This window comes from Bacillus sp. FSL K6-4563 (assembly GCF_038630405.1).
In the GTDB taxonomy this organism is placed as follows: Bacteria; Bacillota; Bacilli; order Bacillales; family Bacillaceae; genus Bacillus; species Bacillus pumilus.
The window spans coordinates 661,243-673,519 of sequence record NZ_CP152030.1; the positions used below are offsets into that span (position 1 = coordinate 661,243).

At 44.2% G+C, this 12,277-nt stretch carries 12 protein-coding genes and 2 riboswitches; all 12 genes read left to right on the forward strand.

Going from position 1 to position 12,277, the window contains the following annotated elements; genetic code table 11:
* Positions 1-44 precede the first annotated feature (44 nt).
* Positions 45-146, forward strand: a riboswitch (purine riboswitch).
* 144 nt (positions 147-290) lie between these two features.
* A complete protein-coding gene (locus MHH54_RS03295) occupies positions 291-1,616 on the forward strand; it encodes an NCS2 family permease (RefSeq protein ID WP_284907763.1) in 1,326 nt (441 codons plus the stop codon).
* Positions 1,617-1,834: 218 nt separating this feature from the next.
* Positions 1,835-2,635: a hypothetical protein gene (locus tag MHH54_RS03300; protein WP_342500680.1), complete on the forward strand. Its 801-nt coding sequence runs from the start codon at positions 1,835-1,837 to the stop codon at positions 2,633-2,635.
* 206 nt (positions 2,636-2,841) lie between these two features.
* Entirely contained in the window at positions 2,842-3,396 is a 555-nt protein-coding gene (locus MHH54_RS03305) for a DUF2179 domain-containing protein (RefSeq protein ID WP_024424505.1), read from the forward strand.
* A complete protein-coding gene (locus MHH54_RS03310; protein WP_106030004.1) occupies positions 3,393-3,593 on the forward strand; it encodes an NETI motif-containing protein in 201 nt (66 codons plus the stop codon). The genes MHH54_RS03305 and MHH54_RS03310 overlap by 4 nt, the downstream gene beginning before the upstream one ends.
* A gap of 79 nt (positions 3,594-3,672) precedes the next feature.
* Positions 3,673-3,773: riboswitch (purine riboswitch) on the forward strand.
* A gap of 169 nt (positions 3,774-3,942) precedes the next feature.
* Positions 3,943-4,431 carry a 5-(carboxyamino)imidazole ribonucleotide mutase gene (purE, locus tag MHH54_RS03315; protein WP_050945777.1) on the forward strand — a complete coding sequence of 163 codons (489 nt, stop codon included), beginning with the start codon at positions 3,943-3,945 and terminating at the stop codon, positions 4,429-4,431.
* Entirely contained in the window at positions 4,424-5,566 is a 1,143-nt protein-coding gene (purK, locus tag MHH54_RS03320) for a 5-(carboxyamino)imidazole ribonucleotide synthase (RefSeq protein ID WP_342500681.1), read from the forward strand. The genes purE and purK overlap by 8 nt, the downstream gene beginning before the upstream one ends.
* Positions 5,563-6,858, forward strand: a complete 1,296-nt coding sequence (purB, locus tag MHH54_RS03325; protein WP_340960436.1) for an adenylosuccinate lyase — start codon at positions 5,563-5,565, stop codon at positions 6,856-6,858. The genes purK and purB overlap by 4 nt, the downstream gene beginning before the upstream one ends.
* Before the next feature lie 72 nt (positions 6,859-6,930).
* The gene (gene purC / locus MHH54_RS03330) at positions 6,931-7,653 is read left to right on the forward strand and encodes a phosphoribosylaminoimidazolesuccinocarboxamide synthase (RefSeq protein WP_003214271.1); all 723 of its coding nucleotides are present in this window, start codon (positions 6,931-6,933) and stop codon (positions 7,651-7,653) included.
* On the forward strand, positions 7,646-7,900 hold the full coding sequence (gene purS / locus MHH54_RS03335; protein WP_003214349.1) for a phosphoribosylformylglycinamidine synthase subunit PurS: 255 nt from the start codon (positions 7,646-7,648) through the stop codon (positions 7,898-7,900). The genes purC and purS overlap by 8 nt, the downstream gene beginning before the upstream one ends.
* Positions 7,897-8,580, forward strand: a complete 684-nt coding sequence (purQ, locus tag MHH54_RS03340) for a phosphoribosylformylglycinamidine synthase subunit PurQ (RefSeq protein ID WP_003214213.1) — start codon at positions 7,897-7,899, stop codon at positions 8,578-8,580. Before purS ends, purQ begins: the two co-directional genes overlap by 4 nt.
* The gene (gene purL, locus MHH54_RS03345; RefSeq protein ID WP_342500682.1) at positions 8,564-10,795 is read left to right on the forward strand and encodes a phosphoribosylformylglycinamidine synthase subunit PurL; all 2,232 of its coding nucleotides are present in this window, start codon (positions 8,564-8,566) and stop codon (positions 10,793-10,795) included. Before purQ ends, purL begins: the two co-directional genes overlap by 17 nt.
* Positions 10,771-12,201, forward strand: a complete 1,431-nt coding sequence (purF, locus tag MHH54_RS03350) for an amidophosphoribosyltransferase (protein WP_003213939.1) — start codon at positions 10,771-10,773, stop codon at positions 12,199-12,201. Before purL ends, purF begins: the two co-directional genes overlap by 25 nt.
* The last annotated feature ends 76 nt before the right edge of the window (positions 12,202-12,277 follow it).

Sequence of the window (12,277 nt, forward strand, 5' to 3'; positions counted from 1 at the left end):
CTTTTCGTATTGTGTTTTAAAAATGAAGTTGGTACAATAGACACAGAAATCAAATAGATAGAAGTCGTATAATAGCGGGGATATGGCCCGCAAGTTTCTACCAAGCTACCGTAAATGGCTTGACTACGTCAATTCACACTCGTTTGATATAAATCATGCATTGTTCTTGTTTTATGTCACCGTCTGAATTCACATATGTAGTCAAGCGTCCCAAAATTGTTGGGGCGTTTTTTATTTGACTTGTGAATGGGGCAGACTAAAGCAAAAGGACATGAAGGGAGTCAGTTGGCTTGAAACAGTTTTTTCAGTTTGATGAGTTAGGAACGAATTACCGCAGAGAAATCATCGGTGGTTTAACCACATTTTTGTCGATGGCTTACATTCTGTTTGTCAATCCGATCACACTTGCTTTAGTAGCAGTACCGGATTTTCCAGATAAATTACGAATTGATCAGGGCGCTGTCTTTACTGCGACGGCGTTAGCCTCTGCCGCAGGGTGTATTCTGATGGGGCTAATTGCCAGGTATCCAATTGCGATTGCACCAGGTATGGGCTTGAATGCCTTTTTCGCCTTCTCGGTTGTTCTTGGCATGGGCATCACATGGGAAGCAGCACTTTCTGGTGTATTTGTTTCAGGATTGATTTTCGTTGCCCTTTCTTTAACAGGTTTCCGTGAAAAAATCATCAATGCCATTCCGGCTGAGCTAAAGCTAGCGGTTGGTGCGGGTATTGGTTTGTTCATTACGTTTGTCGGTCTGCAAGGCTCTGGCATTATTGCCAATAACGATAATACGCTCGTTTCAATTGGAAACATTCATAGTGGCCCTGTCTTATTAACCGTGTTTGGTATCGTGGTGACTGTCATTTTAATGGTTCTGCGAGTAAATGCAGGTGTCTTCATAGGGATGCTTGTGACAGCTATTGCAGGAATGATTGTTGGTCTTATCCCAGTACCGACACAAATTGTGGGAAGTATTCCAAGCTTATCTCCAACCTTTGGACAAGCCTTGATTCACTTGCCAGACATCTTCTCGATTCAAATGCTTGTCGTGATTTTAACGTTCTTATTCGTTGGGTTCTTTGATACAGCAGGAACGCTTGTGGCTGTTGCAACCCAAGCTGGTTTAATGAAAAATAATGAGCTGCCGCGTGCAGGAAGAGCACTTCTAGCGGATTCATCTTCAATCGTTGTAGGTTCTATTCTTGGAACATCGACGACAACATCTTATGTTGAATCTAGCTCAGGTGTTGCTGCTGGTGCACGTTCTGGATTTGCAGCTGTCGTGACAGGTATTTTCTTCTTGCTTGCGATGTTCTTCTCGCCGCTTTTATCCATCGTTACTTCGAATGTGACAGCACCTGCTTTAATCATTGTTGGTGCACTGATGGTCGCTCCGCTTGCGAAGATTGCATGGGATCGTTTTGAAATTGCCGTACCAGCGTTCTTAACGATGATTATGATGCCACTCACATACAGTATTGCAACAGGGATTGCGGTTGGCTTTATTTTCTACCCGATTACGATGATCTTTAAAGGGAAAGCCAAAGAAGTACATCCGATTATGTACGGATTGTTTGTGATCTTTATTCTCTACTTTGCTTTCTTAAATCATTAATAGTTCGCCTGAAGCAGCAGCTCATGGAAGCTGCTGTTTTTTTGTTTTGTCTTATTTTCTTGCCATTTTAAAACCTCTGCTGTCTTTTATCCGTCTATTCGTATGAACGTCAAGGAATCTTGACTGAACAGAGAGACTCCGCTACTTTAAGAGGAGTCATCCTTACAGGTCATTCGTATGAGCCTGTAAGGATTGTGCTGGATAGGAGTTGATATGAGATGTTAGAAAAAGATGAAGAGCAAAGTAAATCAGACTTAAAAAATGAAGAGCCATCAATAGATCAAGAAACGAGGCAATCCCGCCTTAGCAGAAGCGCCGCAAAACGTGGAAGAACGTCGAAAGTAAAAGTAGCAGCGGATGATGAGCGTTCTGCCATTCAGCGTATGCTGCAAGGTGTAGGAGGCGCGTTTAAGCGCTATGGCTCATATGGACTTGCGATGTTAAAATCACCGAGCCGGGCCATCAATCAAGCGGAAACATTACGGATGAAGTACGCCTGGATCTCGATTGTGTTATTCAGCGTGTTTTTTGCTTTAGGCAACTATGTTCAATTAAAGGCGTCAAAGACTCGTTTATTAGGCTTTGGCATTCATTACTCTTTTGGTGACGCCTTTTTGAGGGTAGCGGTCTTTACACTCATTCTGCTCACATTGATGATGCTGACCGTCTGGTTACTCGGTAAGTACATGCTAAAAGGAAACATATCACTGAAAGAAGTGATCATGAAGTTTGGTGCCGCACTTGTACCGGTCTTGGTTTTATCCATCCTTTGGCTTGTATTTGCCATGCTGAATATTCCATATGTGACGGTCATTTTATCTGTGATGATGTTTTTTGGTCTCCAGTTGATTGCGGTCGTACTGTTTCGCTCGGTTCAATCGGAGCATGAAGCGGTGCGCGGTGATTTGATGTATGCCAGCTGGATCTTTTTATTGGTGGAGCTTGTCATCATTGCACTGCTCTGGGGCATTGTCGGAGAGTACTTGATTCCTTCACTTGTGCCTGTTCGATTTGGATAATACACACACTGAAAACCTCCTTTTTTGAAAAAGGAGGTTTTCATGTTGAGACGAGGAAAAAACGGGTAAACTCTTGGTAACAAAGACCACCTTTCTTGTCGAAAGATATATGTGTTTTTCTCGCGCAAATTTGATTGTATCAAGGTATGTTCTCTAGTAGAATATGGGGTGCTTTATTTGATTTTTTAGTGCAGGGGGTTCGAATCGTGCTTCAACAACTTTTATCCAATGCGTTCACCATGGTTTTGATCATTTTAGTGATTAATATTGTCTATGTTTCATTTTCCACCATGCGTTTGATTTTAACAATGAAAGGCAGGCGGTACGCAGCAGCTTTTGCTGGTACGATTGAAATGCTGATTTATGTGATTGGATTAAGTATCGTACTTGATAACTTAGATCAAATCCAAAATGTCATTGCGTATGCGTTAGGTTATGGGATGGGGATCATTGTCGGGATGAAAATTGAAGAGAAGCTGGCACTTGGCTACACAACTGTTAACGTGATCACAAAAGAATTAGATGTCGATCTCCCAAGGCAATTGAGAGAAAAAGGATATGGTGTCACCAGCTGGGTAGCAGGCGGTCTTGAAGGAGACCGGACAGCATTGCAAATTTTAACACCGAGAAAATATGAACTGCAATTATATGAAACGATTAAAACGCTGGATTCAAAGGCATTTATCATTTCATATGAGCCCAAATCGATTCACGGCGGCTTCTGGGTGAAGGCTGTGAAGAAAAGGAGAATTAAAGAATGACCGCAAAACCAAAGAAGAAGAAATTCTATGTGGAAGACGACATGACGATCGATCAAGTGTTGTCCCAGATGGCAGCGGAAGGCTACTCGCCTGTCCGACGAATGGAGGAGCCCATTTTTCAGGAAAAGAAGGAAAATGGGTCGATTCAGATCATTCCGATTGGGAAAAAAATCGTATTTGAAGGAAAAACAGTCTAAATCCGAACATTAAAACGACGACTTCATAGATTGTTCGATAAATCCGTTGACATCATGAACATCCGTTGTTAAGATAAACATGAATTCAAAACACGAACCTCATATAATCTTGGGAATTGGCCCATAAGTTTCTACCCAGTTACCGTAAATGACTGGACTATGCAGGATAGTGAACAAAACTGACATGGCGTTTCAAAAGCGAACAGCGCTTACCATGGCCCGGTTTGTGTTGCTTCCTAACAATGCAATGCAAATCGGGCCTTTTTGTTCGGCGTTTGACAAGCTGCTTAGGTTTGGGAAGCGTGTCAAACGATACAAAATCGAATATCAGCTTAAAGGTGGGGACAAAATGAAGCCGCTTGTAGGTGTCATCATGGGAAGTACATCTGATTGGGAAACAATGAAGAATGCGTGCGATATCTTAGAGGAATTAGACATTCCGTATGAAAAACAGGTAGTATCCGCACACCGGACACCTGACTTGATGTTTGAATATGCGACAGAAGCAAGAGGTAAAGGACTAAAAGTCATCATTGCCGGTGCTGGAGGCGCAGCACATTTACCGGGGATGGTCGCAGCGAAAACGACACTGCCGGTCATTGGTGTGCCCGTACAATCAAAAGCACTAAATGGGCTGGATTCCTTATTATCCATCGTTCAAATGCCAGGCGGTGTACCAGTTGCGACAGTGGCGATTGGCAAAGCCGGTGCAACAAATGCAGGGCTTCTTGCTGCACAAATGATTTCAGCATTTGATGAAACAATCGCTGCTCGCCTTGAAGAAAGAAGAGAGCAAACAAAACAGACTGTACTAGAAAGCAGTGATCAGCTTGGCTAAGCAGACCATTTTTCCAAACGCAACCATCGGTATTATCGGCGGAGGACAGCTTGGCAGATATATGGCCGTCAGCGCAAAGCAAATGGGGTACCGGGCAGCTGTCTTAGACCCAGTCGCACAATCTCCTTGTGGACAGGTTGCTGATATAGAAATCACAGCTGCTTATAGTGACCTCGATGGGATTCGACAGCTGGCAGAAATCAGCGATGTCGTGACATATGAATTTGAAAATATTGATTATGATGCACTTAATCAATTGAAGGAAGAAGCCAATTTACCGCAAGGAAGTGAACTTCTTCTTTTAACTCAAAATCGTGAAACGGAGAAAAAAGGGATTGTAGATGCAGGCTGTGAAGTCGCGCCTTATCGCATCATTCATGATGAAAAAGAGCTGGAAGACGCAGTAACCGTACTTGGTTTGCCAGCCGTTCTGAAAACATGCAGAGGCGGCTACGATGGAAAAGGGCAGTATGTGATCAAGGAAATAGGACAGCTTCATGAAGCAGCTGCATTGCTTACACATGGGACATGTATTTTAGAAAGCTGGGTCCCATTTCAAATGGAGCTCTCGGTCATCGTCACTCGTTCTATTCATGGGGAGATTGCGGTATTCCCTGTCGCTGAGAACATTCATAAGCACAACATTTTGTTCCAAAGCATCGTGCCTGCAAGGGTAGATAAAAGCATTCAGGAGAAGGCAAAAGTGTTGGCAACGACACTGGCTGAAAAGCTGGGGCTAGTGGGTACACTTGCTGTAGAACTGTTCCTGACAAACGAAGGAGAGCTGCTCGTCAATGAACTGGCGCCTCGCCCGCATAATTCTGGTCATTATACGCTCGATTTATGTGAGACGAGTCAGTTTGAACAGCACGTTCGCGCGATATGCGGTTTACCGCTTGGTGGCACAGCCCTTTTATCAGAGGGTATGATGGTGAACTTATTAGGCGATGAAGTAGACATCCCAAAAGAGCATCCAGAGCTTCTCAAAGAAGCGAAGCTTTATCTATATGGAAAGCATGAAGTAAAAGCCGGCCGCAAAATGGGGCATATGACATTTATGAAACAGCTTGATGATGAATGGATGACAAACATCACAAAGATATGGACTGAAAGAGATGGAGGAAACGGGAAATGATCGAACGTTACGCACGACCAGAAATGTCAGCAATCTGGACAGAGGAAAACAAATTTAATGCATGGCTTGAAGTAGAAATTCTCGCTTGTGAAGCTTGGGCAGAGCTCGGCGTTATTCCAAAAGAAGACGTTGTGACCATGCGCAAGAATGCAAGCTTTGATATTGATCGTATTCTAGAGATTGAACAAGACACGCGCCATGACGTGGTTGCCTTTACGCGTGCTGTATCTGAATCTCTAGGAGAAGAAAGAAAGTGGGTTCATTACGGGTTAACCTCTACAGACGTAGTGGATACGGCGCTTTCATATCTATTAAAACAGGCGAACGATATCTTGCTCAAGGACATTGAGAGATTTGTTGACATCCTAAAAGAAAAAGCAAAAGAGCACAAATATACCGTCATGATGGGCCGTACACACGGTGTACACGCTGAACCGACAACATTTGGCCTGAAGCTTGGTCTTTGGTACGAAGAAATGAAGCGTAACCTAGAACGTTTTAAACAAGCAAAAGCTGGCATTGAATTCGGCAAAATGTCTGGAGCTGTTGGCACATATGCGAACATCGACCCGTTTGTTGAGCAATATGTATGTGAGAAGCTTGGCATCAAAGCTGCACCAATTTCAACCCAAACCTTGCAGCGTGATCGTCATGCCGATTACATGGCAACTCTTGCACTCGTCGCAACAAGCATTGAGAAATTTGCTGTTGAAATTCGTGGACTTCAAAAGAGTGAAACACGTGAAGTAGAAGAGTTCTTTGCAAAAGGACAAAAAGGATCATCAGCGATGCCGCATAAACGTAACCCAATCGGCTCTGAAAATATGACGGGAATTGCCCGCGTCATCCGTGGATATATGCTGACAGCTTATGAGAATGTACCACTTTGGCATGAGCGTGATATTTCTCATTCGTCTGCTGAGCGCATCATTTTACCAGACGCAACGATTGCACTGAACTATATGCTAAACCGTTTCTCAAACATTGTGAAAAACTTGACGGTCTTCCCTGAGAACATGAAACGCAACATGGACCGCACACTTGGCTTGATTTACTCACAGCGCGTTCTTCTTGCATTAATCGATACAGGCATGGCACGTGAAGAGGCATATGATACGGTTCAGCCGAAGGCAATGGAAGCGTGGGAAAAGCAAGTCCATTTCCGTTCATTAGTAGAAGCGGAAGAAAAAATCACATCACGCTTAACACCTGAACAAATCGCTGACTGCTTCGATTACAACTATCACTTGAAAAATGTCGATATGATTTTCGAACGTCTAGGTCTTGCGTAAGAAAAGGGCCACCTGCTTGTCAGGTGCCCAATCCTGAAAATTGCCAACATTCAAATTAGGAGGCCAACCTGAATGACTGTGAAACAAGAACTTCTCTACGAAGGCAAAGCGAAAAAAATCTATCAGACCGATGACGAGCAAATTTTATATGTCGAATATAAAGACTCAGCGACAGCATTTAACGGCGAAAAGAAAGCTGAAATCGAAGGCAAGGGCAGACTGAATAACGAAATTTCAAGCTTAATCTTTCAAATGCTACATGAGAAAGGGATCAACAATCACTTTGTGAAACGACTTTCTGAAACAGAACAGCTCATTCAAAAGGTGCAGATTGTGCCGCTTGAAGTCGTTGTACGAAATGTGGTGGCAGGCAGTATGTCAAAGCGCCTTGGCATTCCAGAGGGAACAAAACTGGATACACCATTGATCGAGTTTTACTACAAAGATGATGCACTCGGCGATCCGCTCATTACAGAAGATCATATTCGCATTTTAGATGCAGCGACACCAGAGCAGGTCGAGGAAATGAAGCAGATCACAAGACAAGTAAATGAAGAGTTAAAGCAAATCTTCTCAGACTGCCATGTGAATTTAATTGATTTCAAGCTTGAATTCGGAATAGATCACGAGAATCGTATTTTGCTAGCTGATGAGATTTCACCTGATACGTGCAGGCTTTGGGACAAAGATACAAACGAAAAGCTTGATAAAGACGTGTTCAGACGAAACCTGGGCGGCTTAACAAATGCATACGAAGAAATTTTCAAAAGACTTGGAGGCCATAAACATGTATAAAGTGAAAATTTTTGTCAGCTTAAAAGAGAGCGTTCTTGATCCACAGGGAAGTGCCGTGCAGCACGCCTTGCACAGCATGTCTTATCAGGAAGTAAAGGATGTCCGTATCGGGAAATACATGGAGCTTGTCATTGAAAAATCAGATCGTGATTTAGACACAGTCGTCAAAGAAATGTGTGAAAAATTACTGGCCAACACGGTGATTGAAGATTACCGCTATGAGGTGGAGGAGGTTGTCGCACAGTGAAGTTTGCAGTGATCGTCTTGCCTGGCTCTAACTGTGATATCGATATGTACCATGCGATTCAAGATGAGTTAGGTGAACAAGTTGAATATGTATGGCACGACGAAACAAATCTTGACCGATTTGACGGTGTACTCATACCAGGCGGTTTCTCTTATGGGGATTACTTAAGATGCGGTGCGATTGCTCGCTTTTCAAACATCATGCCGGCGGTGAAAAAAGCAGCTGCGGATGGAAAGCCTGTTCTCGGTGTTTGTAACGGGTTTCAAATTCTTCAGGAGCTTGGTATTCTTCCAGGTGCGATGAGACGAAATAAAGACTTAAAATTTATCTGTCGTCCAGTTGAACTCATTGTAGAGAACAACGAAACGCAATTTACAAGCGGCTATCAAAAAGGCGAATCCATTTCGGTTCCTGTAGCGCACGGTGAAGGCAACTTCTACTGTGATGAAGACACTTTAGCGAAGCTGATTGAAAATAACCAAATCGCTTTCACTTACGGAGACGATATTAACGGCAGTGTCAATCGAATTGCAGGTATAACGAATGAAGAGGGCAATGTACTCGGCATGATGCCGCACCCTGAGCGCGCGGTTGATACATTACTAGGCAGCGCAGACGGACTTAAATTGTTTCAATCTATCGTGAAAAATTGGAGGGACACTCATGTCACTACTGCTTGAACCAAGTCACAAGCAAATTAAAGAAGAGAAATTGTATCAGCAAATGGGATTGAGTGATGAAGAATTCGCTTTAATCGAATCCATTATTGGCAGGCTGCCAAACTACACAGAAATAGGCATTTTTTCTGTCATGTGGTCAGAGCATTGCAGTTATAAAAACTCAAAGCCTGTTTTAAGCAAATTCCCGACAAAAGGAGAGCATGTTCTTCAAGGTCCTGGGGAAGGCGCTGGAATCGTTGATATTGGAGACAACCAAGCGGTTGTATTTAAAATCGAATCACATAACCATCCATCTGCGATTGAACCGTATCAAGGAGCAGCTACTGGTGTCGGCGGAATTATCCGTGATGTATTCTCCATGGGTGCGCGTCCAATTGCTGTACTAAACTCTCTTCGTTTTGGTGAACTGACTTCACCGCGCGTGAAGTACTTGTTTGAAGAAGTAGTGGCAGGGATCGCAGGCTATGGAAACTGTATCGGTATTCCAACAGTCGGCGGAGAGGTTCATTTTGATCAAAGCTATGAAGGCAATCCGCTCGTGAATGCGATGTGTGTTGGATTAATCAACCATGAAGACATCAAAAAAGGGCAGGCAAAAGGTGTTGGCAACACGGTGATGTACGTTGGTGCTAAAACGGGACGTGACGGTATTCACGGTGCAACATTTGCGTCCGAAGAATTTTCCGATGAATCAGAAGAAAAACGTTCAGCGGTTCAAGTCGGCGATCCATTCATGGAAAAACTGCTGCTTGAAGCGTGCCTTGAAGTCATCAAAAACGATGCGCTCGTTGGGATTCAAGATATGGGAGCGGCTGGTTTAACAAGCTCAAGTGCGGAAATGGCGAGTAAAGCAGGTTCTGGTATTGAGATGAATTTAGACCTCATTCCGCAGCGTGAAACAGGCATGTCCGCATACGAAATGATGCTGTCTGAATCGCAAGAGAGAATGCTTCTGGTCATTGAAAAAGGCCGTGAGCAAGAAATCATTGATATTTTCGAAAAATACGATCTTGAAGCAGTATCAGTCGGTCATGTGACAGACGATAAAATGCTTCGTTTACTCCATCAAGGCGAAATGGTTTGTGAGCTTCCTGTTGATGCACTAGCGGAGGAAGCACCGGTTTATCACAAGCCGTCAAGTGAGCCTGCATACTATCGTGAGTTTTTAGAAACAAAAGTGGAAGCTCCAGCGATCACAGATGCAGCAGAGACATTAAAGCAGCTCCTTCAGCAACCAACGATTGCAAGTAAAGAATGGGTCTATGATCAATATGACTACATGGTTCGGACAAATACCGTCGTTGCACCGGGCTCTGATGCGGGTGTACTAAGAATCCGTGGAACGAAAAAAGCTCTAGCGATGACAACAGATTGTAACGCACGTTATCTCTACCTTGATCCAGAGGTCGGTGGGAAAATCGCCGTCGCAGAAGCAGCACGTAACATTGTCTGCTCAGGCGCTCGTCCACTTGCAGTGACAGATAACCTGAACTTCGGTAACCCGGAGAAACCAGAAATTTTCTGGCAAATTGAAAAGTCTGCTGACGGGATTAGCGAAGCATGCCGCACGCTAAGCACACCAGTTATCGGTGGGAACGTCTCTTTATATAACGAATCAAATGGAACAGCGATTTACCCAACACCAGTCATTGGGATGGTTGGTTTGGTCGAAGATACTGCTCATATTACGACTCAATCGTTCCAGCAGGCTGGCGATGTCATTTTCGTCATTGGTGAGACGAAGGAAGAATTTGCAGGCAGTGAGCTTCAAAAGATGACAGAAGGTCGTATTTACGGAAAAGCACCGGAAATTGATTTGAACGTAGAGCTTTCGCGTCAAGAAGCCCTGCTAGCCGCGATTCAAAACGGTCTCGTTCAATCAGCACACGATGTGTCTGAAGGCGGACTTGGTGTAGCACTTGCTGAAAGTACATTTGGAACTGACGGGCTTGGTGCAGATATCCAAATCGATTTAAACAGCGAAGCTTCATTATTCAGTGAAACACAGTCACGTTTTGTCGTCACAGTTAAACCGGAGCACCGCGAAGCGTTTGCTGCGGCTGTCAAAGATGCGAAAGAAGTCGGAACGGTTACAAATGATGGTGTGTTTACTGTCAAAAATCAAGAAGGACAACAATGGATTCATGCAGCGGTCAACGAGCTTGAACGTGCATGGAAAGGAGCGATCCCATGCTTGCTGAAATCAGAGGCTTAAATGAAGAGTGTGGTGTCTTTGGGGTTTGGGGACACGAAGAAGCCCCGCAAATCACATATTACGGATTGCATAGCCTTCAGCACCGAGGACAAGAAGGTGCGGGAATCATTGCAACAGATGGTGAGAACCTCACATCACACAAAGGCCTTGGACTGATTACGGAAGTCTTTCAAAACGGTGAGCTAAAGGATTTGAAAGGAAAAGGTGCGATCGGACACGTTCGATATGCGACAGCAGGCGGAGGCGGCTTTGAAAATGTGCAGCCCCTCTTCTTCCGTTCGCAAAACAATGGCAGTCTTGCCCTTGCTCATAATGGAAACTTAGTGAATGCAACGCAGTTAAAGCAGCAGCTAGAGAACCAAGGGAGCATTTTCCAGACCTCTTCTGATACCGAAGTGCTGGCACATTTAATTAAGCGCAGCGGGCATATGGAATTGAAGGAACAGATCAAAAATGCGCTGTCCATGCTTAAGGGAGCCTATGCTTTCTTAATCATGACGGAAACAGAAATGATCGTGGCGCTTGATCCAAACGGCTTACGCCCGCTTTCACTTGGTATGCTTGGGGATGCTTATGTTGTCGCTTCTGAAACATGTGCATTTGATGTTGTCGGTGCCACGTATTTACGTGATGTGGAGCCTGGCGAAATGCTGATCATTAATGATGAAGGCTTAAAATCTGAGCGCTTCTCGATGAATATTAACCGCAGCATGTGCAGCATGGAATACATTTATTTCTCAAGACCTGACAGCAATATCAACGGCATCAATGTGCATAGTGCGAGAAAGAGTCTTGGCAAAAAGCTTGCTGAGGAAGCGCATGTCGAAGCAGATGTTGTGACAGGTGTACCAGATTCCAGTATTTCTGCAGCGATTGGATATGCCGAAGCAACAGGTATTCCGTATGAGCTCGGTTTGATTAAAAACCGTTATGTTGGCCGGACGTTTATCCAGCCGTCTCAAGCATTGCGTGAGCAGGGCGTACGGATGAAGCTGTCTGCTGTACGCGGGGTTGTCGAAGGAAAGCGTGTTGTGATGGTGGATGATTCCATCGTACGCGGGACAACGAGCCGCAGAATTGTCACGATGCTAAGAGAAGCGGGTGCGACGGAAGTCCATGTACGCATTAGTTCACCGCCAATCGCACACCCATGTTTTTATGGAATTGATACATCCACACACGAAGAGCTGATTGCTTCTTCTCATTCAGTGGAAGAAATTAGACAGGAAATCGGTGCGGACACCATTGCATTTTTATCTGTAGACGGTTTAATGGACGGGATTGGCAGGAAGTATGATGATCCGCAGCGCGGTCAGTGTTTAGCATGCTTTACTGGGAAATACCCAACTGAAATATATGAAGATACGGTTCTTCCGCATGTGAAGGAAACGGTCTTGACGAAATAATCGAATAAAGGAGCAGCAGTCAAGATGAGTTGATATGCTGCTCTTTCATTCTGCCGAAAATACATGGAAAGCAGCA